A 24,414-nucleotide genomic window follows, 5' to 3' on the forward strand; every position below is an offset into this window, starting at 1 on the left:
TCTCGCTGCTTGTTTATTTCCCCATGATGATGCCTCTCAACCCGCTTGTCAATAGCCTTTGAGATGCGCTTACCCTGCTCACTGTACCAAAGCTAGCTTATCTGATGATCGAGGGCTGATTGAAATGCTTTCCCAAAACATCGATTACTTCAAATCTAAACCTGCCGAACTTCCCAAAACTACCATCTTGTTAGACAACGGGTACCACCCTGAGAAAATTACTCAAGCCTTGGAGGAGATTTATCCTCAGATTATGGCTAAGATTCAATTTGAACTCTCCGCCAAGCCATCAAAAGCCGAAAAGCTCGCTAAAGGGCAATCGGGATTTGTGCCTGTGGCGGCTAGATGGGTGATTGAACGTTCAAACGCTTGGGTGGAAAGATGCAAAAGTTTAGTCAAAAACTTTGATCGCACACTCGCTCGTTCAAATGCCAAACTCAAGCTTTGCTTTATCAGACTGATGCTTAAAAGACTAGCCACCGCGTAAAAAGATCTCAAATGGGTTCTATAAGTAGCGAGTCAAACCACTTGTTGCGTATCGTGTATAAGTGATTAACTGGACTTGCTATGAAACCGCTAATATTATGTCACCTCGATCGACCGCAGTCAAATTGGTTGGTAGTTAGGACTTCATTCCTCATAAAACTGGCTGGGAATGATCGAGTTTTCACTGCAACGTTATAACGGTTATTTTACCAGACCTGATATAATCGCTGAGACTATTTCCTGCGACTCCGACGCTCTAACTCTTTAATTACTCTCAGAACAAACAGCGACATTAAAGCGCCAATTAATGCAAGTTGCCACAACCCGCATCCTGCCGCAGTTCCTAAAGCTGCTGACACCCAAATAGCGGCGGCAGACGTAAGCCCGCGAACTTCAACTTTGCCTATTTCCTGCTGATTTTGCCGCAGGATTTCTCCGCCTCCCAAAAACCCAACCCCGGCAGCAATGCCTTGAATTACGCGCTCGATCGCCTCTCGTTCGTTTCCATTTTTACCTATTGCCAGCGGTATTAAAACAAACAGTGCAGAACCCATACTTACTAGCATATGAGTTCTCAATCCCGCTGGTTTGTGTCTGAGTTGGCGTTCCCATCCAATAATTCCGCCAACAAACATGGCTAGGCACAACCTTAATAGTATGCCTAGCCCATGATCGGGAGACCAAAAGTTAGCGATCGACAATGTTTTGCTGCAAATAATTAATCAATCGGAAGATTCCAATATTAGCGCAGCACGATGTCCGATCGCAATCTCACTGCCAAATCTTGTTCCGGGCGAATCACGAGCACGTCAACGCTGCGCCGCCCCAACAATACTCCAGCTAAAGCGCCGATCCCAGCGCCTCCCAATACTTCTTCAGTGGCGATCGCTTTGTCGCCGGTAATGCCTGCTAGCGCTGCTGCTGCTGCTGCACCCAATGCTGCACCTTGCGCGATCGAACCTGTACCAGCACCTTTTTGAACTCTTTCGGTTCTGGTAATAATTCCCGAATAGCCGTCAATCCGATAGCGTTGGCGGCGGCTGATAATTAACTCTCTGGCAACAAATTGAGTACCGATTTGATTGCCTCTTCTTACAGGTTGCAGTGTCCCGACAATCTGACTGCCTGCGGGGATTAATACTCTGCCTTGATCTGTGCGGATGTCTCGCGCTACTGTTAAAGTTAAAGGTGCTGTTTCTTCGCGGGTGACAATAATTTTGTCTTTTTCATAGCTAACTGGAATTACACTGCCCGAGGGAATTCGGATGCTATCAAATTGGGAAATTCGTTGTTGAGCTTCTGCGGGGGTAGCTACCACCAGCGGCGCGCTGGTTCCAAGTGTAATGCCCAATGCGAGGATTGCTGCTGTTGCTGAACGCCATTTTTGAGAAGTAATCATATAAATTGTCTCCTTGCTTCGGTTTTGGTTTACTTAGGAACGCACTACTGCTAAATTTGTTTCTGGTTTCGGATTCATCTGATGTTTTAATTATGGCAGCCTGGAATTCTACAAGTTGGGAAGATAAGGTAGATAATCCAGAATTTGAAAATTTGGAAAAATCGCGAAAATCCGCAAGATTGGGAAGATAAGGAGGATAAAGCAGAGATTTCGATTCATCGTCCCCCTTAGCCTCTCACAGTTAATGTGAAATCCGACCAGGAAGCGTCGGGGCACGAGTTTAATTGTTGAGAGCGTTTAAGGCTAACAACCCAGCACCGAAAGCTGGTTCGTATCGGGGCGAGATTACCTTAGCTTTTGGGGCGATCGCACTTACTGCCGCTTCAAACCGACCCCGGAAATTTGCCTCTGAGCTCCACACACCTCCTATGAGCACAATTTCAAATTCTTCTCTGGGGTTAAATAGGGCTGAAATGGCTATTTTTGTTGAAAAGGTTAATTCTGCCACGGCACTATCAATAATGCCGTCAGCGACGCGATCGCCCTCGGCTGCGACTCGATCGACAATCGGCGCTAAACCTGCAATTTCTTTCACTCCCCAACCGCGGCGGTAAACGACTTCTACCAATTCTTCGAGGTGATTTAGGCCGAAATGGTTTTGAAATTTTTCCGCAAGTGCTGTAAATTCTCCGCGTCCGTCATCAAACTTCAAAGCCGCTTGCAAACCCTGAATGGCGATGTCATATCCGCTGCCTTCATCGCCTAAAAGATATCCCCAACCGCCGACTCGTTTAGTTTTCCCTTGACTGTTTTGCCCGAAAACAATCGAACCGGTTCCTGAAATAACGGTGATACCCACTGGATAGCCCGTGCCCCCAACAAGTGCGATCGCGCAGTCGCTGCAAATTACGATATTCCTAGGCAAGAACGATCGGGTTACAGGTAAAGTATTCGTCAACTGCAAGTTCTGCACTACAAATTGCACTATTTCAATATCTTTTGGACGCCCGACGCCTGCTAGTCCCAGACCAATTGCTTCTATGTTGAGATTGCTATTCGTCTCGATTTTAGCGGACAGAACTGCTCGTTCGATCGCCAATTGAATGGATTGTTTGGTTGTCTCAATTCCCAGCGTTTGATAATTTGACGGCCCTGCTTCGCCCCGTCCCAAAACAATGTGGTTTTCGTCCATTAAGAGGCAGATAGTTTTCGTGCCGCCCCCGTCGATGCCGAATACGTAGCTCATGAATAATTTAGAGAATAATAGAGCAACCCAGATTAACAGATATATTTCTATTCTACGCTTTGTACAATCCGATTAAATCGACAGAGCAATGCTAATAATAATTAAACCAACTAAAGCTAACCAAACGAGATGGCGCTGACACCAATTTTTGATTGATTGCGGCCAGCCGCCGCTGATGTAAGGGATCGTCGGCGGCACAAGTGGCTCAGCTCGATCGTGATAAAGCGTGCATTCTTTGGCAAAAGGACGCTGCGGGTAGTTGCAAGTGTCATCTTCGTGGTAAATACAGGTAGTGCACAGAAAGTCTTCCGATTTCGATCGATAAAGGGGGATACCCGGATGACCGAAAGCTTTGAGAGGGATTTTGCAGTGCGCACAGGCGATGGCTCGGGCGTCTACAGGTTGGTGACAGCGGGGACAATCAGGCATTGACTTTGCTGGTGATAGGGTAATCTTGTCGGTAGCTCATTAGCGGGTTTTCCGAACGCCCATAAGCGCGATCGACTCGCCATCAGGCGGCTGGATGCTCCAAAATAGAAAGGTAGGTCAGCGCTGATGTAACTTTAAGTTTACAGATGGTTTCGCAGCGACCGCAGGCGACCTGAGCCGATCGGGTATGAAGGGGCAAACAGTAGGAAAAATTTATGGATAACAATAGCAACTTACTCAAACAACTGGTAATGCTGGGCATTGGTACTACCTCCTTGGTGGCCGAGAAATTGCAGGAAGTCAGCGAGCAATGGGTCAAAGATGGCAAAATCAATCCTGAGCAAGCCAAAACCTTTGTCGATGACATGACGGAGCACCTCAAGTCTGAACAGGGCAATTGGGATACGCAGTTGCAGCGGCAACTGCGGAATATGCTGCAAGATATGGGCGTTCCCCGACAGTCCGAAATGGATGAGTTGCGGGGAAGGCTCGATCGTTTGGAACGTCAGATGCGGGATTTAGAGAACCGTAATTGGCGCTGAGTTCGATCGCCCGGGAGCGGTTCGCTGTTATCTTGTGATAAAATTGTCACCCGAAGGCAGAAGGCTCAAGAAGGCACTTATGTAGAATTACAAACATTCTGACTTCATACTTTTGTCTTTAAAATTAGCTGGCACCTGCCATCTTTTGGCGGAAAAGTTCAGATAAAATTTGGTGGTTCTTGTTGTAATAGATGTCTTAGATATCTGAGATATCGCGGTTAAAAGTATCAGGAGGATTAATTTTGCGAGGAGTTCTAGTCAGCTTGGGGGTAATGCTGGTTTGCTTTGTGTTTTTGATAGTCGCTCAAATGGGCGGTTCTGGGCCCCAAGCAGTTGCCGCCGAATTAAATAATCCTTCATCCGAGACTGCTATTGAGAAGTTGTCAGCGCAGTCTTTGAATGAAGATAGCTTGCTAGTAGCTGATGCTACTTTACCGGATGTACCAACTACTATCGCTGGCAATAACATGACTGATAATACTGAGAAAACTGTCACCACAGATTCAGGTCTGAAATATGTTGAATTGAAACAGGGTGATGGGGCGACTCCAAAAAAAAGCCAGACGGTTGTGGTGCACTACACTGGCACTTTGGAAGATGGCACGAAGTTTGACAGTTCGCGCGATCGCAATTCTCCTTTTCAGTTCAAAATTGGCGTAGGTCAAGTAATTAAGGGTTGGGATGAAGGTGTCGGTACGATGAAAGTTGGAGACCGCCGCAAGTTGATTATTCCCCCTGAACTCGGTTACGGCGCTCGCGGTGCCGGCGGGGTAATTCCTCCTAATGCTACGCTGATTTTTGATGTGGAATTGCTGAAAATCGCTGGCTAGGTAACTCAACCTAATTAAACGTAAAACTTTGACAGTGTTTAGAAACCCGGTTTTTCAAATAAACCGGGTTTTTTGGGTTAGCGTGCGTTCAGGGCTGTACAAATAAATAAACCCGGTTTCTCAAGTAAACCGGGTTTCTGGGATGATAGAAAAATAAACTAATTTTACTTGGTTTTCTTCTTAGTCGCAGTCGCAGTCGCCGCCTTCTTAGTCGTGGTTTTCTTCGCCGCAGTTGTCGTCTTTTTAGCAGTAGTTTTCTTCGCCGCAGTTTTCTCAGTTGCAGTCTCCGACTTCGCCGCCGCAGTCTTCGTTGACTTCTTGGACTTGCTGCTAGTTTTTCCCCCGGCTGCTTCCTTGGTTGCTAACAATTCCAGTGCTCTTTGTAAGGTAAAATTCTCGACAGATTCATCCTTGGACAAAGAAGCATTGATATCGCCGTGTTTCACGTAGGGGCCGTAGCGGCCATCGTAAACATTGATGGGTTCTCCCGACTCTGGATGCGCGCCCAATTCCTTCAAAGGTGTGGTGGCTTTGCTGTTGCGGCCGCGGGCGGCTTTCGGCTGCGCTAACAATTCTAATGCCCGATCGAGCTCGATCGTCAAAACATCATCCGGCGCTTTGATCGATCGATAATCTTTCCCCACCTTACCCTGGTCGTGCACCACATAAGGCCCGTACATCCCCAAATTAGCTTGCACCTTCGCCCCCGTCTCCGGGTGAGTTCCCAACAACCGGGGTAAAGTCAACAAACTCACCGCCATATCCAGCGTCACGCTATCCTTATCCGTCCCCTTCGGTAAAGAAGCCCGCTTCGGTTTCTTGTTCGTTTCCGAAACTTCCCCTAACTGAACGTACGGCCCATAACTGCCAATCAGCACAAAAATCGGTTCCCCGGTTTCCGGGTGAAGACCCAATTTTTCCGGGCCTTCCGTTTTTTGCTTTAACAGAAACTCGACTTTTTCCGGGTCTAAATCTGCCGGCGTTAAATCTTGGGGAATCGATGCTTTTACCAGGCCTTCTTCGCTTTCTGATTCCAGGTATGCGCCGAATTTGCCGATGCAGACTTTGGCGGTGAGATTCTCCAATACCACAGTTCGGGCAACTTTCGCATCAATCTGACTTTCCTGTTCTTTAACTTGGGTTGCGAGTCCGCTTTCCCCTGTATAAAACTTTTGCAAATACGGCAGCCATTTCGCCTCGCCCGTGGCAATTTCATCGAGGGTTTGTTCCATTCGGGAAGTAAAACCGGTGTCTACTAAATCGGGAAAATGTGTTTCCAATAAAGTCGTGACTGCGAAAGCGGTGAATGTCGGAATTAGGGCGTTAGCTATTAATTTCGCATATCCCCGATCGACAATTGTACCGATAATACTCGCATAGGTACTCGGACGGCCCACACCTTCGCTTTCGAGCATTTTCACCAGAGAAGCTTCCGTGTAGCGGGCGGGAGGTTGAGTTTCGTGGCCAACTGCCTCTAAATCTTTACAATTAGGTTTATCCCCCACCTTCAGCGCCGGCAAAATCACCTCTTGGTCTTCCAACGCCGCATTCGGATCGTCGGAACCTTCCACGTATGCCCGCAAAAAGCCTGGAAAATCAATGCGTTTGCCGCTGGAACGGAAACCGGCATCTTCTACCTGAGTTAATACAGTGACGTGAGTTTGGCGGGAATCGGCCATTTGAGAGGCCACAGTCCGCTTCCAAATCAAATCGTAGAGGCGGAAATCAATGCCATCCAATCCGGTTTGCTGCGGAGTCCGAAAAGTGCTGCCGGCGGGACGGATAGCTTCGTGGGCTTCCTGCGCGCCTTTGCTTTTCGTCGTGTATTTGCGCGGTTGGGGGCTGAGGTATTCGCTGCCGTAAAGTTCTTGCACGCAACTGCGCGCCGCTGCGATCGCCTGTTCGGACAAATGCACCGAATCCGTCCGCATATAGGTGATAAAACCCCGTTCGTAGAGACTTTGGGCAATTCGCATAGTTTCCCGCGCACCCAGCCGCAGCTTGCGGTTAGCTTCCTGCTGCAAAGTCGAGGTCGTAAACGGCGGCGAAGGTTTCCGGGTGACTGGCCGTTCTTCGAGATTTGTGACAGTCCAGGGTTTGTTTTGAATGCGCGAGAGTAAAGCCCGCGCCTGTTCTTCGTTCAGCAAAAGTACGCGGCGGCCTGCGATAATTTGCCCGGTATTTTCATCAAAATCGCTGCCGTTGGCAACTTTCACATTCCCGACAGTCACGAGTTTGGCATCAAAGGAAATCTTGCCCTTTTCCAAAAGGGCTTTTAAATCCCAGTAGCTACCTTGGCGGAAGGCGCGGCGTTCCCGTTCCCGGCGCACCAAAAGCCTGACTGCGACTGACTGCACCCGGCCTGCCGACAAACCCCAAGCGATTTTTTTCCACAGTAGCGGGGAGAGTGTGTAACCGACGAGTCTGTCGAGAATCCGGCGAGTTTCTTGGGCTTGTACTACTCGATTGTCGATATCGCGACAGTGAGTCAAAGCATCGCGGATTGCTTCGCGGGTGATTTCGTGAAACACCATCCGCTTGATGGGCACTTTGGGTTTGAGGATTTGCAGCAAATGCCAGGAAATGCTTTCGCCTTCCCGGTCTTCGTCAGTGGCTAGAATCAGTTCTGTGGCGTCTTTGAGGGCGTCTTTGAGTTCTTTAACAATTTTCTTTTTATCTTTCGGGATGACGTAGAGGGGTTCAAAGTCTGCCTCCACGTTTACGCCGAGTTGCGCCCATTTTTCTCCTTTAACGGCTTCTGGTATTTCTTCGGCCGAGGAGGGGAGGTCGCGGACATGGCCCATCGATGCCTCTACGCGGTAGGTGGAGGGCAGGAAGTTGCGAATGGTGCGGGCTTTGGTCGGAGATTCGACGATGACTAGGGTTGACATGGCATCTTTAATATGGGTAGCGGCGCAGAAGCGAGTGTTTAATTTACAGAGTGTATGTCAGATGTCAAGGCTTCTGGAAACATTTGGGTATTATTTTCAACTAGAACAGCAGGATTCCCCCACCATAGCGTAGCTTGGTGGCGGGAGAAATGCGCGTGAGCGACGAATCCCGTCCCCAACCGAAACCGACAATCTTTAGATGTTGGAAGGGCTCTTTCGGTGAGGAGTGAACAAATTCCTGACTTTTCGTTGCTATCTTTATCTTCACGAGATACAATAATACTAGATTTCGTGAAAATAATGTCCCAAGTAATCACCGCCAAGCTAAAACTCAACCTGACCACCGAGCAAAAAGCTTTGGTGTCCCAGACTGCCTTGGCTTATCGAGATGCTTTGAACTACACTTCGCGAGTTGCTTTTGACGCAGGTAAAACCAGTAATGGGGCTAAGTTGCAGAAAGCTGTTTATAACGAGTTAAGAGCTAAATTTGGGCTGGGAGCGCAAATGGCTTGCAATGCTCCAAGACAGGTATCTGCTACCTATAAAGCCCTGTGGATCAAAGCAAAGCAGAACGCTGATGCTATTGCCAAAGGCTACACTAAGAAACGATATAAAGGACTAGACAAAGCTCCCAAGTATGTTTCTAGGACTTGCACTTTGAACTATCAGCGAGATTACTCATTTAAAACTGAGGGTCGAGTTAGTATTAACACTCTGAATGGTCGAGTGGTTGTTTCTTATAATGGTTACAATAAGCACCTTGCTCTGATTGCGAAATGCCCAAAGATTGGTGCGGCAAAGATTGTCTATCAGCGTTCTTCTAAGACTTACTACTTGATGGTGAGCTTAGAGATAGAAACCCTTGAAATCGATCCCACAAAGATCACCAGAGTCTCTGGTGTTGATGTTGGGCAAAGATATCTGGCGGTAGAAACAGATTTGCAAAACAAGTCTAAATTCTACTCTGGTAAATCTGCTAGACACAAAGCTAATCGCTACCATAAAGCGCGACAAACTCTTCAGCGTAAAGGCACTAGATCGGCAAAGCGTAGATTAATTGCTTTGTCTGGTAGAGAAAGACGGTTTATCGCTGATGTCAACCATCAAATCAGTAAAGAGATTGCTAAACCTCACAGCTTGATTGGACTAGAAAACTTGACTGGAATAGGGGATAGAACTAAGTCTAGGTCGGGAAAAAGGGCTAGCAAGAAGCAACGCAAAGCTAATCGGAACAAAGCTAAGTGGTCGTTTGCCGAATTACATGGCTATATTGATTATAAGGCTAATCTGAATGGTTCTTTGGCTACAAAAGTTCCGGCTCATTATACTTCGCAAAGTTGTCCTAAATGCGGTCATACATCGAAGGCTAATCGACCAAACAAAGGGCTAAGATTTCGTTGTGAATGCTGCCAACATGAGTTGCATTCTGATTTGGTTGGGGCACGAAATATCACATTAAGAACGCTACTTGTCCGGCAAGACTGGATGAGTACGGGGAGCTTGTCAGTATCCCCTGATGTGTCAGGCAATGAAGCCAAAGCTGAGATTTTACAAAAATTCTCAGAATTGCGGTGGAGTCTAGACACAAGCCCCCACCATAGCGGTACTCCGCTTGGTGGCGGGTAATTGACACTACCTTAATTTTTAAGTTACTGCCTCACGGGTGGCAGGTGACAAGCTGATGGGATTTTATTGCTTTCGGGGCAGAGGCTGCGAATCGCGTCTCTACAAGATGCACCGGATGATGACCTGACTTTACCAGAATAGTCGGTAACTGGATGTTGAGACTGCTGGATGCGGGCGGATGGTTCCTCAATCTGGTTGTAACTTAAAGGTTGGGGAAGGTTGGGGGGATCGATTTTAGATTTTAGATTTTAGATTTTAGATTGGGAAAAATTGACTGAGTAGAGGTTTGGGACTATCGATTTTAGATTTTAGATTGGGAAAAATTGACTGAGTAGAGGTTTGGGACTTTGGTACAGTACGCTGTGCAGCATCAGCCCGGCGATCGGAAGGAAAGCCATCACAGAAGGTTAAAATTACTGGAGCGATCAATTCTATCAACAATGCTATGACATTTGAATTCGACCATCTTTTCATCCTTACTGATATTGGTGCTTCGGAAGCTAATCGTTTATCATCCTTCGGTTTAGTTGAGGGTGGATCTCGCATTCATCGCGGACAAGGTACAACCAATCGCTGTTTCTTTTTCCATAACGCAATGTTGGAATTGTTATGGATTCACGATCCAGAAGAGGCGCAGTCTGAGCCAATTCATCAGACTCGTCTTTGGGATCGATCGACAAATCGGAATAATGGTGCGTGTCCATTTGGCATCTGTTTGCGTCCAGCCAAAGGTTCTGAGGACACAGTTGCATTTTCTAGTTGGGCATATCGTCCACCTTATTTATCTGAAACGATGAGTATCGCGGTGGCAACAAATAGTGATGTGTTGACTGAGCCGATGCTTTTCCAAATTTCCTTTAGTCAACGTCCAGATCGATACTCGGGCCAGAAGTCACAGCCTTTGGAGCATGGTGTTGGTTTCCGGGAAATTACTCGCGTAGAATTAGTCAGTCCTGCTGCCAATAATCCGTCACCTGAACTGCAAGCAGTGATTGACACAAATCAGCTCAAGTTACGGATAGGAACCGAGTATTTTGTGGAGCTTGGTTTTGATGGAGAAGTGCAGGGACAACAGGTAGATTTTCGACCTGGATTGCCGCTGATTATCAGTTGGTAATCTCAAGCCGTCAGCTAACAATAATTTTGATAAGCTGTAGAAGTCTTGGCGTTGCACAATTTGAGGATGATGTTTGTGCGGAGTAGGAGTTAGGCGTGAAAATACACGCCTTCGGGCAGGACGCCCATCCCACAAAACAATCAAAATAATCCCGCAATTATCCAAGGCCGAATTTTTTGTCGATTAGCTATAGTTCACGGCGCTGCGACAGAATTATTTTTAAAGCGTCTGCCGTTAAATCAATTGTTTTTTAGTAATTTATTTTCATAAAGTATTGCTCAAACTCTCAGTGTCACGGTAGTATTTTTTTGGGAAATGATATTTTTAACTAAAGTTCCCTTTTCAGTAACGTCAGCCTCCCGCTTAAAGACTAGCAACGTAATATCATCAAATACTTTCTGCTTACCGATATGTTGCCGCAGATCTACAATCACCGCATCCTTAATTTCTCCAGCAGATTTGTGCCAATTTTGACCGATCACTTGACACAATTGCTTCAGTCCATACTGTTTTTTGCCGATGTTATAGGCTTCTGGAATGCCATCAGTATAAAGCACCACGCCATCCCCAGGTTCTAGCTCAATCAGGATGTGACTGATGAAGTCTGCGATATCATCATCTAAAGCGATCGGGAAGCCTAAATCCATCGTGTCGATGCGCTCAACCTCTCCATTTTTTCGCACCACTAGCGTTTCTTCATGTTGACCGCTGATGCTGATTCGTCCTTCGGAATAGTTCAAAATCGCCAGCGTCAAACTTTTCTCAGAATTCATCCGCTGCACGTTTTTGTAGAGGGTACGGTTGAGTACATCCAGGAACCGAACGGGGTCTAGTTCGCGAATCTCTTGCAGGGTGCGAACTGAGGTTTGCGTCATCAGCATTAGAATGCCACTCTCCAGGCCGTGTCCGGTGACATCGCCGATACCCAGTGTTACCACACCATCGATCTGTAGCACGTCATAGTAATCACCTCCTACTTCATCGGCGGATTCCATGTATGCGGCGATATCTAGTCCGTCAATTTCCAGTTCATCAGGGTTGGGCAAAATCATTTGCTGGATCTGACGCGCCACATTCAATTCTGCACCTAAACGAAGGTTGTCTTCTTTGAGTTTTGCGTTGAGGGCAATGATTTCGTCATTAGCATTAGCTAGTTCTGCTGTTCGTTCTTTAACTTTGTCTTCGAGGGTTTCAAAGGATTCTTGGAGTTGCCTCGCCATACTGTTGAAGGATCGTGCCAGCAGACCGATTTCGTCTTGCGATCGCATCTTCACACGGATGTCTAAGCGACCGGCCGTAAACTGGGCAACCGCTTGGGTGAGGTCAATCAGAGGCTTTGTTAATAGTTGTGCGATCGCAAAAGCTATGATAGTTACAATTGTGGCGATGATGGCTAATAAAAGAAGTGCATCGCGTATTTGTTTTTCTACAGGTGCTAGGGCAACGGCAATGGGCTGTGCGAAAAGGACTGACCAAGGTTTATATTTCAGGTGGGCGATCGCTAAAAGGCTCAACTCATTTTTATTGCCCCTAGCTGCCAACCGTGTGGTTAGATAGGGCTGTTTAGTGTCTAATGCTTGCTTGAGATCGGACAAATTGATTGCAAGTTCTTGCGTTAGAGTCTTAGGCAAACGCCCTTCGCGTTGCAGTTGTGCTACAACATTGGGTGGCAAAGGCACAATGGATTTGAAAAGGAGTTCAGGTTTAGTGCTATGTGCCAGATGGATATAGTGTTCATCTAAAAGAACTGCTAACGATTTCGCACCTGCGTGTTCAGTTTCCCGAGTCACCAACTGCTGGACAGATGTGGCATTGTATGTCACCCGCAATACACCCAATATATTTCCCTTCGTATCGCGAACAGGACTGCTAAAGAAGAGCGTAACAAGGTTGGGAATTGTCGGCGATAGTCTAATACTAGAAACAAAAGATAGTTGAGTTTTGAGCGGTTCTTGGAAGTAATCTTGACCGGATTCATCTCGTCCAACATCCGATGTATTCGTATCGAGTACATTCCGTCCCTTTAAGTCGAGCAAGGCATAGGAGAGAATATGAAGCATATCTTTGCGACTGAGGCGACTTAAGGTTTCAGCCGCTAACATATCTTCGGGACTACCATTTCGCAGTTCTGGAGGTAGGCCCAGATAGGCAGCCAAACCTGGTAAAATCGCTTCTACGCGCACGGCATTGAGATTCCTATCGATAAACTCATCTATTCTGTGAGCGGTTTCGGTAGCCTCTGCAGATAGGGCTTGTCGTGCGTTGTCGGTCAATGCCTTTTCAGTTGTCTGCTTGTCGATAAATGCTAACAACAGCAACGGAATTAGAGCAACGACGAGAAACGACACGATTAACTTTGTACGAATGCTTTTGAAAAACGAGCGCTTCATGGTTTCAAACTAGGAGGGGGGGTTAAGAAAGAAGAATTGAACAAGCTTTCTATATTTGGAAGGCGCGTCACATTGCCCGTGCGAATAAAAAAGTCCGCATATTTCTTGGCGGTTTTGTAGATATAATTAGGACTGTCAGATTGAAAAAATTTTTGATTTTCTGCAAAATCAGTGAGGTCTAATCCCTCGAAAGAGATTGTATTGCTGGGAATATTCAAGGCTTGGCTCGCGATCTCGTTTCCTTCGGGAATATTTGTTTCCCAATAAGACAAGGCTTGAAGCCAGCCTCGCACAAAGGCGCGAATATCTTCGGGGCGATCGCGTATCACCTCACCCCGAAACGCGACCACATCCAAAATTAAGCCTGGGGTTTGCTTGCTTGTAAACAGGATATGTGCGCCTAATTTTAATGCTTCAGAAAGATACGGTTCCCAAGTGTGTCCTGCTTGGATAGCATTGTTTTGTATGTGCTGGGGAACTTCTAAAGCCTCGGCTTTAACCAGGCTAACATCATCGCTCGTCAGCTTGGAGGTTTTCAACATCTCACTAACGAAGACTTCGCTAAAGCCGCCTAGATTTGCACCAAGCTTTTTTCCTTTCAAGTTAAGAATTGTTTTAATGTCCGATTGCGCGACTACCGCATCAGCACCTGTCGATTCATCCACAACCATCACAGCTTGCATATCAGGATTTGTGGCACTCAAGAAAATAAAATCTCCCAAGGTTAATCCGATCCCATCATACTTCCCTGCACTGAAATCTGCTTGTTGCAATTGTAAGTAGTTTACATAGCTCAGTTCCACGTCTATTCCTTGGGCTTTGAAGAATCCTTTCTTTTGAGCAATGATGACAGGTGTATGGCCAACAAAAGGGACACAAGTTACGTTCAGGGGAGGACGTTTTACTTGTAGAGATTCCGGAGATTGACAAGCAAACAGCAGCCCGCCGGTAATAATAAAGATACAGATGTAATTGAGTAGTTTAGACATACTAGCTATAGCATTCCTGGTGTAGAAAATGCGACTGATATTTTATTGAGTTCGATCCGACCTAAGTGCATCCTCCGCAATTGCCGCTAAACCTGTTCCGGTGGCTATATCTAGAACTTGCTGGCCCGATCGCACTTTTGCCAATTCTACTAACCGAGTTGCAGCTTGTTTGTGAAATTCATTTTCGCAGTCGGGACGGTTGTTGAAGTAATTGAGAATAAGTTGTTTGTAGGCACTTAGCGAGTAAGTCATGCCGGATTACTGGTTTAACTTTCTACATTGTGGCAGTTATGGTCGATCGCGACGAGAGTCGCAGGTGACATCAGTCTGCAATCTCTACAATGCCCGCAACTGTATGCAAAACCGCTACCGAGTATCGACTCCCGGACCACAAACAACCGCAAAACTGGGAGCGCGAAGCTGTAATCAGCTACAATCTGTGTTTGGTAAAGAATTTTTACGAGTTCACTGCCCATTACAGCCTTTGCGGCTTGTACTACCCAACCTGCGTGAAAATATGGATTTTGCTACTCTTGCCGCCCAGCTAAATGCTGGAACTATCTTACCGGAGGGAATTGTCATCATCACCCTCTTGGTTGTTCTCGTCGGCGATTTAATCGTAGGCCGCAGTTCCTCGGGTTGGACTCCCTACGCTGCCGTTGCGGGTTTGCTGGCCGCCGTCGCTGCCTTGTGTTTGCAGTGGGATAACACGGATACTATCTCGTTTCTGGGCGGTTTTAACAGCGATGCCTTGAGTTTAGTATTTCGGGGAATTATCGCTTTGACTGCGGCTGTCACTATTTTGATCTCCGTCCGCTATGTACTGCAAACGGGTACTGCTTTAGCGGAATTTATCGGCATTTTGCTCAGCGCTACTTTGGGGGGAATGTTCCTCAGCGGCGCTGATGAATTGGTGATGATTTTTATTTCGTTGGAAACTCTGAGTATCTCGTCTTATTTGCTGACGGGTTACACAAAACGCGACCCGCGTTCCAATGAAGCTGCTTTGAAATATTTGTTAATTGGTGCATCTTCTTCGGCGGTGTTTCTCTACGGTATTTCGCTGTTGTACGGGTTGTCTGGCGGCGAAACTAAGCTGAGTGCGATCGCGGCTAACCTTTCTACTGTGAATGAAGGTCAATCTCTCGGTTTGGTGATTGCTTTGGTTTTTGCGATCGCCGGAATCGCCTTCAAAATCTCTGCGGTTCCCTTCCACCAGTGGACTCCTGACGTTTACGAAGGTTCTCCTACACCCGTTGTTGCCTTTCTTTCTGTCGGTTCCAAAGCAGCAGGTTTTGCCCTAGCAATCCGCTTGTTAACAACTGCTTTCCCCGCACTTACCGAACAGTGGCACTTCGTATTCACGGCCTTAGCTATTCTCAGCATGGTGTTGGGAAATGTGGTTGCCCTCGCCCAGACTAGCATGAAGCGGCTTTTGGCTTATTCGTCGATCGGGCAAGCCGGTTTTGTAATGATTGGTTTGGTTGCAGGAACAGAAGCCGGTTACTCCAGCATGATATTTTATATGTTGGTTTACCTGTTTATGAACTTGGGCGCTTTCGCCTGCATCATCCTGTTCTCGCTGCGGACTGGAACCGACCAAATTAGCGAATACTCCGGTTTGTATCAAAAAGACCCGCTGCTAACTTTAACCTTGAGTATTTGCCTGCTTTCTCTCGGCGGAATTCCGCCGCTGGCTGGATTTTTCGGCAAAATCTATCTGTTCTGGGCAGGCTGGCAAGCTGGACTTTACGGCTTAGTTATTCTGGGATTAATTACCAGCGTGGTTTCGATTTACTACTACATCCGCGTCGTCAAAATGATGGTCGTGAAGGAACCTCAAGAAATGTCAGAAGCGGTGAAAACTTATCCCGAAATTCGCTGGAATCTTCAGGGAATGCGGCCTTTGCAGGTCAGCGTTGTACTCACCTTGGTTGCGACAACTTTGGCAGGTATTTTGTCTAACCCTTTGTTTAATTTGGCTAATGATGCTGTTACCAAAAGTCCCATCTTGCAGTCGGCATTGAGTCAGGTGCAACCTGTGGTGGCTGCAAAAGTTGAATCGAATTTGTTGTCTAGCCGGGATTAAGTTTACCTGGTTTTGAGAGATTGAAAAGCGCCTAACTTTGTGAAGTTGGGCGTTTCTTTTTTGTTGTGATATACTGTCAATTATGATTTTTAACCGCAGGTGTAGGCAGATTAACGCAGATTAACGCAGATTAAAGTTAGTACAGAGGCAACAATGTTAGTAAAAAGTAAGGAAAAGTTTTATACTCCAGATGAGTACCGGGAGTTAGAGGAAACTGCTGAGTTTAGAAATGAATACCGGGATGGAAAAATTGTACAAATGAGTGGTGGTAGTATTAATCACAGCCGGATTATCCGAAATTTGAGTAGAGTCTTGGGAAATTTGCTTGAGGGGCAGCCCTATGAGCTTTTTCACAACGATTTGCGGTTGTGGATTCCTCGGTAGCGACGGGGAACTTACCCGGATGTGATGGTTATTGAAGGAGAGCCAGTTTTTAACGAGGGACGCAGTGATGAGATCCTCAATCCGATGCTCATTGTGGAAGTGCTTTCTAAGTCTACCAAAGATTTCGATAAAGAGGATAAGTTTCGGTTTTATCGCTCGATTCCTGAATTGCGGGAATATGTATTAGTGAGCCAATATGAGTTTTTGGTCGAACAGTATATTAAAACTGACTCGAATGAGTGGTTATTTAGGGAATATGAGGGAGAAACAGCAACAGTTTCTTTGGCTTCGGTGGGAGTGCAAATGTCGATGAGTGACATTTATGTAAAAGTAGTATTTGAAAGCCAGGAAACGGAAGTACAAGAATGAAAATCATCCTAGTGGGGGATGCGAAGCTTAACTTTATAACGGGCAAACCAAAATATAGCTATTAGGAAACGAACATGACAATAGAAGAAAACCTCCAAGAACAAGTTGATTACTACCGTGCCAGAGCTAGCGAATATGATGAATGGTTTTACAGAACAGGTCGCTACGATCGCGGAGCGGAAATTAACCAGCGTTGGTTTAATGAGGTTGCCGTTGTTAAAAGTGATTTGCATAAACTTGGCAAATTTGCAAGTGTTTTAGAGTTGGCTTGCGGTACGGGTATTTGGACTGCTGAACTTTTGCAGGTGGGCGAGGATCTCGATGCTTTTGATGCCGCGCCAGAAGTTATCGAAATTAACCGCCAAAAGCTAAATGCTTCTCAAGTTACTTACCGACAGATCGATTTATTTTCATGGGAACCCGATCGGGAGTACGATCTAGTTTTCTTTGCTTTTTGGCTTTCTCACGTACCCCCAACTTTAGTGGATGAGTTTTTGGGAAAAGTTTACCGATCGGTTCGCTTTGGGGGACAAGTATTTATAGTTGACTCTTTATTTGAAGAAACCTCTTCAGCCACAAATCATATTCTGAAGGATGAAACCAGTATTTGCCAAAATCGCAAGTTAAATGACGATCGAGAATTTCAAGTTTATAAAGTTTACTACCAGCAGGATTCGCTTTTAGAAAAATTAGCTAAAATAGGGTTTAAATCTGAAGTTAAGGTGACAGAAAACTATTTTATTTACGCTACCGGGATTAAGGTTTAAAGTTTTTGCTCCTAATCTGTCGCGCTATGTGTAGAGAAGATGAGGACATTTTGGGAAAAAATTGGCCAAATAGACAGTCATGGACGCAGAGTGTCCATATATAGTTTTTTGTATGGGCAATCCCCCCGTGGTTGCCCCTAAATCTGGAAAAAATTGGCAAAATAGTTAAGGGTGCGATCGAGCTCTGACTACCGTCAAAAATCAACCTCAATAAACTTCTATGAATGTAATTTGGTTACTGTTAAAAGCTTCGTGGTTAAATGTTTCCATCGCCATACTCACAGGTTTAATCAGCGGCGGTTGCAGCGCTATGTTAATTTCCCTCATTAACCGTGCAATCAACGACAATTCCAATGGTAATTTAGTCTGGTATTTTGCCGGGTTAGCCGTTTTGGCTCTCGTCGCCGGAGTCATATCGCAATTTTTGTTAATCTACCTTTCTCAAGAAGCGGTTTACAATCTGCGTCTGAGTTTGAGCCGCGGGATTTTGTCTACTCCTTTGCGGAATTTGGAAGAGTTGGGCGCTAACGGCTTGCTGGCAACTCTGACTGATGATGTGGGAACGCTTTCTAATACTATATTTTTGATTCCTTTTCTCTGTGTTGATATCGCCGTTGTTATCGGCTGCTTAACTTATTTAAGCACGATTTCTGGGACGGTTTTTGTTGTTGTATTTTGTTTTATGGGGCTGACGATTGGCACGGTGCAGTTGCTGCTAAATAAAATGCGGAAATTCTTCGATTTAGCCAGAGAAGAACAAGATATATTGTTTAAGCATTTTCGCAGTATTACTGAGGGAATTAAGGAACTAAAACTGCATTCGTTGCGCCGCCAAGAGTTTTTTGCGGAAGAATTGCAGGTGAGTGCTGATGCTTCCCGCGATTATAACGTGACTGCTTTGAATACTGGCGCAGTTGCGATGGGAGTTGGGCAGTTGCTGTTTTTTATGCTGATGGGTTTGTTGTTATTTGTTGTACCCAAATTTGTGCTGGTTTCTACTCCGGTTTTGTCAGCTTACATTCTGACAAGTACCTATTTAATGTCTCCGTTTAACAATATTTTGCAAAGGTTGCCTGCGCTTTTTCGTGCTAATACTTCTGTGGAAAAGATAGAGAGAATGGGCTTGGCTTTGGCGAGTCAAGCTGAGATAAATTCAACGGTTAAACTGCCTGACACAGCTCAGTGGGAGACGCTGGAGTTAAATCGAGTAATTCACAGCTATCCGGGAGAAAAAGAAGACAGCAATTTTAGTTTGGGCGAGCTGAATTTGAAGTTTCATCCGGGTCAATTGGTGTTTATAATTGGCGGGAATGGCAGCGGTAAGTCTACTTTAGCTAAGTTAATCACTGGTTTGTATATTCCTGAATCGGGAAAAATTCTCCTAGATGGCCAGCCAATTACTGATGAAAATCGAGAGTGGTACAGACAGCATTATTCTGCGATTTTTTCTGATTTTTATCTGTTTGAAAGGCTTTTGGGGATGACTGATCGCGATTTGGACAAGCAGGCTGCTGAATATTTGCGAGAGTTTCATTTGGAAAATAAGGTTCAGGTGAAAGATGGAGTTTTGTCAACTACGGCTTTGTCTCAGGGACAGCGAAAGCGGCTGGCTTTGCTGACGGCGTATTTGGAAGATAGACCGATTTATTTGTTTGATGAATGGGCTTCGGATCAAGACCAGTTTTTCCGGGATATTTTTTACAAGCAGTTGCTACCGGAGTTGAAGCGGCGGGGGAAAACGGTGTTTGTGATTAGTCACGATGACCGCTATTTTGATTTAGCCGATCGCGCAATTAAACTAGATTACGGTAAAGTAGAGTATGACCGATAAAATGGATAACTACCGAATTGTCGAAACTTTGAATGACAGCCAGATTTCTGACTTGATGGATTTGTACAAAAACGAGTTTTGGAGCGACAAGCGGACGCGGGAGGATGTTGTGAAAATGCTGGCTTCTACTGATGTTATCATTGCTTTTGTCGATGAGAGCGATCGACTAATTGGCATTATCCGCGTCATTACCGATTTCGTATACAGAGCCATGATTTTTGATGTCATTATCAAGCCGACACACAGAAAGATGGGACTGGGTGCGAAGTTGATGGATGCAGTTTTAAGCCATCCCGAACTGCAAGATGTCGAGCATTTTTATCTTAATTGTTTGCCCAACATGATGCCGTTTTACGAGCGTTGGGGTTTTACGGATGATGTGGGCGAACTTAAGTTTTTGCGGCGAACAACAGGCTGAACTCAGCCATTTTAAAGCCCCAATTTTTCTCTAATTGCGTCTTGTTTGAAACCTACTAAGACAGCCGTTCCATCTTTAACGAAAAGAGGACGTTTCAGCAGCATCGCATCCTTAGCAAAAGCCTCCACCCACTGTTCGCTAGTCCAATTATTCTTGTCGTCCCCCAAAGCGCGGTAAGATTGACCGGAAGTATTTCGCATGGGTTTAAAACCCAAAGCAGCTACCCAGCTTTGAATTGTTTCGCGATGCGGCGGCTGTTCTTTTGTGTTAATAAACTCGTAATTAACGCCGCTATCTTGGAGCCACTGGAAAGCTTTTTTGCAGGTTCCGCAGTTCGGGATTCCGTAAACTTGAATTGACATACTAATGACTGCTGATTGTTGACGGTTGACTGTTGACTGGTGACTGTTGACAGGAAAGCTAATAACAACTGACAACTAATAACCAATAACTAATAACCAATAACTAATGACTAATGACTAGGGACTGCTGACTAATCTAGCTTGTTGAACCCATTTTTGCACGCGATCGACTGAAGGAGTCAAGTCATTGCGCTGCATTGTCGCTACGTGCAGCCTTAAAATTTGTTGGTGCAATCTCTCCACGGGCATTTGAGCCAATTGAGCCGGAGAAGCAACGCCGGCGTGCAGTAACAGCCCGCAATACTGACAACCTACACTCGGAATTCGAGCCAAATTTGCCATGGCTGCCCATTTATTAATATATTGAATGTTAATCTGTAATTGATGCGCTAGCAATGCTTTTGCAGCCTGCGTTTTCGTCATGCGAATTAGTTGTCCGGTTGTGGTGATGCTGCACTCTTCCAGTTGAGATTGGTTTTCTTTGCTCAATCCCGGTAAGTGTGCGATAGGCCAGTCGCGTACTTGTACGGAAGTTTGAGGAGCTTTGTGAGAAATTTTCATGTTTTTTCAGTGAATTTTACTTATACTTTAAAGTCTAAAATATCAAACCGTCAATACAGGCGATCGCTCAGCTCGCAAAATCAACAAAAACCAGACAAACGAATTTCGCTAATAGCGGGTGTTGTGACATTTCTGCTAATTGGCTGCACACTAGCACTTTCAGCCTTTTTGTGGGAGCAGCCGGCAGGGTTCCTACTTAAGAAAATCATGCCGGCAATGACGACAAATACGATTAAAAAGACCGCCCTAAAAATGATAGCAAAAAATCTGAGCAAGATGAGACTTTTTCCAAAAATGGCTGCCAAGTTGGCAGTCTGGACTTTAGTGCTTTAATCCCGAGACTCAAACGACTTCCGCTTTATTGCAAACCAAACTCAAATTTATCGGTTTTTACCCATGAGAATTACAGAAGGTTATGATTTCTTAACTAATACTTTACACCAAAGGCGGCAAAAACTGGCCAATTTAATTAATTTTCCGGTAATTCTCTGGTCTGGTCGTAGCATTCCTCGCAATTATCCGGCACTTACTTATCCCTTTCGTGCCAGCAGTCACTTTCTATATTTTGCTGGTTTGCCCTTAGAAAATGCTGCCATTCGCTTAGAATCGGGCAAATTAGAACTGTTCTTAGATGACGCACCTGCTAGCAACACGCTTTGGCACGGAGAAATGCCGAAAAGAGCAGAAATTGCTGAACTAATTGGGGCTGATGCTGCTTTTCCAATGGCCGAATTGAAAGCGCGATCCTCTTCGAGGGCTGCGCTAACGACAAATGCAGCAACTATCGCCGTTCAGGATTCTTTGACTCAGTTACAACAGTCTCAAATTCTCGATCGCCCTCTGGCACCGCCCAAATCCCCAACCGGAATCGACCTAGAATTAACCAAGGCGATCGTATCTCTGCGCCTGAGCCACGATGCAGCCAGTTTGGCCGAATTGCGTCAAGCTGCGGCTGTCACCGTAGCAGCTCACAAAGCGGGAATGGCGGCAACTCGAAATGCTCAAATTGAAGCAGGGGTGCGCGCTGCAATGGAAAGTGTCATCATCTCGGAGAACATGACCTATGCCTATCCCAGTATCGTGACTGTGCATGGGGAAGTCCTGCACAGCGAACATTATCACCATCCCCTACAAACAGGAGATTTGCTGTTAGCAGATGTCGGTGCGGAAACATCAACGGGATGGGCGGCTGATGTGACTCGCACTTGGCCGGTTTCTGGCAAGTTTTCTCCGACTCAAAAAGCGATATATGATGTGGTTTTGGCAGCGCACGATGCTTGTATCGATAAAATTAGTCCGGGCATGGAATATCAAGACATTCACCTGTTAGCTGCTCGAATTATGGCGGAAGGATTGGTTGATTTAGGTATCTTGCGGGGGAAGGTTGAAGATTTGGTAGAAATGGACGCTCACGCGCTGTTTTTTGTGCACGGAATCGGACATTTAATCGGTTTAGATGTTCACGATATGGAAGATTTAGGAGATTTGGCTGGCTATCAAGAAGGAAGAACGAGAAGCAGTCGGTTTGGGCTGGGATTTTTGCGGCTGAATCGAGTTTTGCGATCGGGAATGCTGGTATCGATCGAACCGGGATTTTATCAAGTTCCGGCAATTTTAAATAACTCGGAAAATCGCGCCAAATATAAAGATTTTGTTAAGTGGGATGAGTTGGAAAAATTCGCAGATGTGCGGGGAATTCGCATAGAAGATGATATACTTGTCAGTGAAGAGGGTAGAGAAGTATTGACAGGGAAATTGCCTACAAAAGCTCCGGAGATTGAGGAGTTAGTTGCGGTAAATACGTAAGTAGAGCCGAGTTCGATCGCCCTCAGTTCGAGCGGGTATGAAAAAAAATAAATAAAGATGAATAAAGCTTGGCAAATAGGTCTTTTGATGCTAGTTGAAAAACTGGCCGCGCAAGTCCAAAAATTCGCAGCACAGAGACTTGCGCGCATTTTTCACAAACCTGTATCCTCGCCACCGCCGATGCAAGCTGCACCTTTGCCCAGCAACGAAGCAGAGAGGCTAGAAGCACTTTACCGCTACAACATTCTCGATACAGATGCCGAAGCAGCTTTTGATGACCTAACAGCTTTAGCCTCCTATATTTGCGGTACTCCTATTGCTTTAGTCAGCTTAATAGATTCTAACCGACAGTGGTTTAAATCAAAAGTCGGTCTGGAAGCGCCAGAAACTCCGAGAGAGTTAGCTTTTTGCGCTCACGCTATTTTAAATCCCAGCGAATTGCTAGTTGTACCGAATGCTCTAGAAGACGATCGCTTTGCCGGCAATCCGTTAGTAACTTCCGATCCAAATATTCGATTTTATGCTGGAGCCCCGCTAGTAACTGCTGACGGTTTCCCTATAGGCACTTTGTGCGCGATAGATACAGTTCCTCGCAATCTCACCCCAGAACAGCTAGAAGCGCTGCGGACTTTAGGACGGCAAATTATCACCCAAATGGAGTTGCGGATTAATCTGACTAAATTAAAGCGCGCCAAATTCCGGCAGAAACAAGTTGAAGCAAAACTCCGTTCAAGTGACGAGCAAATTGTCAATTTTTTAGAAGAAATGAGCGATGCTTTTTTTGCTCTCGACCCCCAGTGGCGATTTACTTACGTCAATTACAAAGCATCGCAATTTTTGCAGCGTTCGCCGGAAGAGCTTTTTGGTAAAATTTTTTGGGAAGAGTTTCCCGACTTAATAAATTCGGTATTTTATGAAGAGTATCGTGAAGCTGTAGCCAAACAAGTTGAAGTGACTTTTGAAAAATATTATCAGCCCTTAAAAGTCTGGTTGGAAGTCCGGGCTTTTCCAGGTCACGGCGGCATTTCTGTGTTTTTTCACGAGATCACCAAGCGCAAGCAGATGGAATCTGCACTCAGAAAAGAACAGAAAAAAACTGAAAGTTTACTGCTAAATATTTTGCCAGAAGCAATCGCAGACAGGTTGAAGTACCAACCGGGGGTGATTGCAGACAAGTTTGAAAAAGCAACAATTCTTTTTGCTGACTTGGTGGATTTTACCCAAATTTCTACTACCATGTCTGCCACTAAATTGGTATACTTGCTGAATGAAATTTTCTCAGCTTTTGACGAACTGAGTGAGAAGCACGGCTTAGAAAAAATCAAGACGATCGGGGACGCTTACATGGTAGCAGGCGGCATTCCCATTGAACGCCCAGACCACGCAGAGGCGATCGCCGAAATGGCGCTGGATATGCTAGCAGCAATTGATGAATTAAATGTGAAGCTAGACGCGAAATTTGACCTCCGAATCGGGATTAATAGCGGCCCGGTGGTAGCGGGGGTAATCGGCACTAAAAAATTTATTTACGATTTGTGGGGAAATGCCGTGAATACAGCCAGCCGCATGGAATCTCACGGCATAACAGGTCGCATTCAAGTCAGCCACTATACTTATGAGTTGCTGCGGGATAAATATGAATTTGAAGATCGCGGCGAGATCGAGATTAAAGGTAAAGGGCAAATGCAAACTTATTTATTGACGGGTAAAAAACAGCAAGCGCTCTCAAAATCTGAGAGTAAATAGGGAGCATCCCGATTTTATAAAAAGCGTTTTTTTTAGGAGTGTTCGCTGTGAGAGATCGAAGCGAGATACAGCAATTGTAGGGACACTCCACCGTGCCAATTGGTGTCAACTTAACGTCAAATCTTGAGTCTCTCTT

The 24,414-nt window shown here is 45.6% G+C and carries 21 protein-coding genes and 1 pseudogene; 12 read left to right on the forward strand and 10 right to left on the reverse strand.

Going from position 1 to position 24,414, the window contains the following annotated elements:
* Positions 1-124: 124 nt before the first annotated feature.
* Positions 125-487: a hypothetical protein gene (locus QUB30_RS01390; RefSeq protein WP_333327981.1), complete on the forward strand. Its 363-nt coding sequence runs from the start codon at positions 125-127 to the stop codon at positions 485-487.
* Positions 488-719: 232 nt separating this feature from the next.
* On the opposite strand, the gene QUB30_RS01395 is transcribed toward QUB30_RS01390, so the two are convergent.
* The 4 genes from QUB30_RS01395 to QUB30_RS01410 form a co-directional block, all read right to left on the reverse strand.
* Positions 720-1,121, reverse strand: a complete 402-nt coding sequence (locus QUB30_RS01395; RefSeq protein WP_333327984.1) for an MgtC/SapB family protein — start codon at positions 1,119-1,121, stop codon at positions 720-722.
* A gap of 107 nt (positions 1,122-1,228) precedes the next feature.
* Positions 1,229-1,885 carry a hypothetical protein gene (locus tag QUB30_RS01400; protein ID WP_333327987.1) on the reverse strand — a complete coding sequence of 219 codons (657 nt, stop codon included), beginning with the start codon at positions 1,883-1,885 and terminating at the stop codon, positions 1,229-1,231.
* Positions 1,886-2,165: 280 nt separating this feature from the next.
* Positions 2,166-3,131 (reverse strand): BadF/BadG/BcrA/BcrD ATPase family protein, encoded by a 966-nt coding sequence (locus tag QUB30_RS01405; RefSeq protein ID WP_333327990.1) that lies wholly within the window; start codon positions 3,129-3,131, stop codon positions 2,166-2,168.
* 72 nt (positions 3,132-3,203) lie between these two features.
* The gene (locus tag QUB30_RS01410; RefSeq protein WP_333327992.1) at positions 3,204-3,560 is read right to left on the reverse strand and encodes a zinc ribbon domain-containing protein; all 357 of its coding nucleotides are present in this window, start codon (positions 3,558-3,560) and stop codon (positions 3,204-3,206) included.
* A 215-nt stretch (positions 3,561-3,775) separates the two neighbouring features.
* On the opposite strand from QUB30_RS01410, the gene QUB30_RS01415 reads away from it, so the two are divergent.
* Entirely contained in the window at positions 3,776-4,102 is a 327-nt protein-coding gene (locus QUB30_RS01415) for a phasin family protein (protein WP_242723321.1), read from the forward strand.
* 242 nt (positions 4,103-4,344) lie between these two features.
* Positions 4,345-4,932: an FKBP-type peptidyl-prolyl cis-trans isomerase gene (locus tag QUB30_RS01420; protein ID WP_333327996.1), complete on the forward strand. Its 588-nt coding sequence runs from the start codon at positions 4,345-4,347 to the stop codon at positions 4,930-4,932.
* A 164-nt stretch (positions 4,933-5,096) separates the two neighbouring features.
* Here QUB30_RS01420 and topA read toward each other — a convergent pair whose 3' ends face one another.
* Positions 5,097-7,823 carry a type I DNA topoisomerase gene (topA, locus tag QUB30_RS01425; protein ID WP_333327999.1) on the reverse strand — a complete coding sequence of 909 codons (2,727 nt, stop codon included), beginning with the start codon at positions 7,821-7,823 and terminating at the stop codon, positions 5,097-5,099.
* Positions 7,824-8,123: 300 nt separating this feature from the next.
* Between topA and QUB30_RS01430 the strand changes: the two genes are divergently transcribed.
* Both QUB30_RS01430 and QUB30_RS01435 read left to right on the forward strand, forming a co-directional pair.
* Positions 8,124-9,449 (forward strand): transposase, encoded by a 1,326-nt coding sequence (locus tag QUB30_RS01430; RefSeq protein WP_333328003.1) that lies wholly within the window; start codon positions 8,124-8,126, stop codon positions 9,447-9,449.
* Between the two features lie 445 nt (positions 9,450-9,894).
* On the forward strand, positions 9,895-10,566 hold the full coding sequence (locus QUB30_RS01435; RefSeq protein ID WP_333328006.1) for a VOC family protein: 672 nt from the start codon (positions 9,895-9,897) through the stop codon (positions 10,564-10,566).
* A gap of 278 nt (positions 10,567-10,844) precedes the next feature.
* Here the strand turns inward: QUB30_RS01435 and QUB30_RS01440 are convergent, their stop codons facing one another.
* From QUB30_RS01440 to QUB30_RS01450, 3 genes are read right to left on the reverse strand one after another with little or no spacing between them, the layout of a single operon-like run.
* Positions 10,845-12,956 carry a SpoIIE family protein phosphatase gene (locus QUB30_RS01440; protein WP_333328010.1) on the reverse strand — a complete coding sequence of 704 codons (2,112 nt, stop codon included), beginning with the start codon at positions 12,954-12,956 and terminating at the stop codon, positions 10,845-10,847.
* Complete coding sequence (locus QUB30_RS01445) at positions 12,953-13,945, reverse strand: ABC transporter substrate-binding protein (protein ID WP_333328013.1); 993 nt, start codon at positions 13,943-13,945, stop codon at positions 12,953-12,955. The genes QUB30_RS01440 and QUB30_RS01445 overlap by 4 nt, the downstream gene beginning before the upstream one ends.
* A 42-nt stretch (positions 13,946-13,987) precedes the next feature.
* Positions 13,988-14,197, reverse strand: a complete 210-nt coding sequence (locus tag QUB30_RS01450; RefSeq protein WP_333328016.1) for a hypothetical protein — start codon at positions 14,195-14,197, stop codon at positions 13,988-13,990.
* 265 nt (positions 14,198-14,462) lie between these two features.
* Between QUB30_RS01450 and QUB30_RS01455 the strand changes: the two genes are divergently transcribed.
* The 5 genes and pseudogenes from QUB30_RS01455 to QUB30_RS01475 all read left to right on the forward strand — a co-directional run bounded on the left by QUB30_RS01455 (position 14,463) and on the right by QUB30_RS01475 (position 19,803).
* Positions 14,463-16,034: an NAD(P)H-quinone oxidoreductase subunit N gene (locus QUB30_RS01455; RefSeq protein ID WP_333328564.1), complete on the forward strand. Its 1,572-nt coding sequence runs from the start codon at positions 14,463-14,465 to the stop codon at positions 16,032-16,034.
* A gap of 153 nt (positions 16,035-16,187) precedes the next feature.
* Positions 16,188-16,787, forward strand: a pseudogene (locus QUB30_RS01460) (Uma2 family endonuclease).
* Between the two features lie 74 nt (positions 16,788-16,861).
* Positions 16,862-17,554: a class I SAM-dependent methyltransferase gene (locus tag QUB30_RS01465; RefSeq protein ID WP_333328019.1), complete on the forward strand. Its 693-nt coding sequence runs from the start codon at positions 16,862-16,864 to the stop codon at positions 17,552-17,554.
* Between the two features lie 220 nt (positions 17,555-17,774).
* The gene (locus QUB30_RS01470) at positions 17,775-19,385 is read left to right on the forward strand and encodes a cyclic peptide export ABC transporter (RefSeq protein WP_333328022.1); all 1,611 of its coding nucleotides are present in this window, start codon (positions 17,775-17,777) and stop codon (positions 19,383-19,385) included.
* The gene (locus QUB30_RS01475; protein WP_333328025.1) at positions 19,375-19,803 is read left to right on the forward strand and encodes a GNAT family N-acetyltransferase; all 429 of its coding nucleotides are present in this window, start codon (positions 19,375-19,377) and stop codon (positions 19,801-19,803) included. Before QUB30_RS01470 ends, QUB30_RS01475 begins: the two co-directional genes overlap by 11 nt.
* Before the next feature lie 11 nt (positions 19,804-19,814).
* Here the strand turns inward: QUB30_RS01475 and QUB30_RS01480 are convergent, their stop codons facing one another.
* Together QUB30_RS01480 and QUB30_RS01485 are read right to left on the reverse strand one after the other, a co-directional pair.
* Positions 19,815-20,165 (reverse strand): Spx/MgsR family RNA polymerase-binding regulatory protein, encoded by a 351-nt coding sequence (locus QUB30_RS01480; protein WP_333328028.1) that lies wholly within the window; start codon positions 20,163-20,165, stop codon positions 19,815-19,817.
* Between the two features lie 117 nt (positions 20,166-20,282).
* A complete protein-coding gene (locus tag QUB30_RS01485) occupies positions 20,283-20,726 on the reverse strand; it encodes a DUF4332 domain-containing protein (RefSeq protein WP_333328031.1) in 444 nt (147 codons plus the stop codon).
* Between the two features lie 396 nt (positions 20,727-21,122).
* On the opposite strand from QUB30_RS01485, the gene QUB30_RS01490 reads away from it, so the two are divergent.
* Together QUB30_RS01490 and QUB30_RS01495 are read left to right on the forward strand one after the other, a co-directional pair.
* Positions 21,123-22,532 (forward strand): aminopeptidase P family protein, encoded by a 1,410-nt coding sequence (locus QUB30_RS01490; RefSeq protein WP_333328034.1) that lies wholly within the window; start codon positions 21,123-21,125, stop codon positions 22,530-22,532.
* Between the two features lie 180 nt (positions 22,533-22,712).
* Positions 22,713-24,278 (forward strand): adenylate/guanylate cyclase domain-containing protein, encoded by a 1,566-nt coding sequence (locus QUB30_RS01495; protein WP_445300459.1) that lies wholly within the window; start codon positions 22,713-22,715, stop codon positions 24,276-24,278.
* Positions 24,279-24,414: the final 136 nt, after the last annotated feature.

This window comes from Microcoleus sp. BROC3, from assembly GCF_036702515.1.
GTDB lineage: Bacteria > Cyanobacteriota > Cyanobacteriia > Cyanobacteriales > Microcoleaceae > Microcoleus.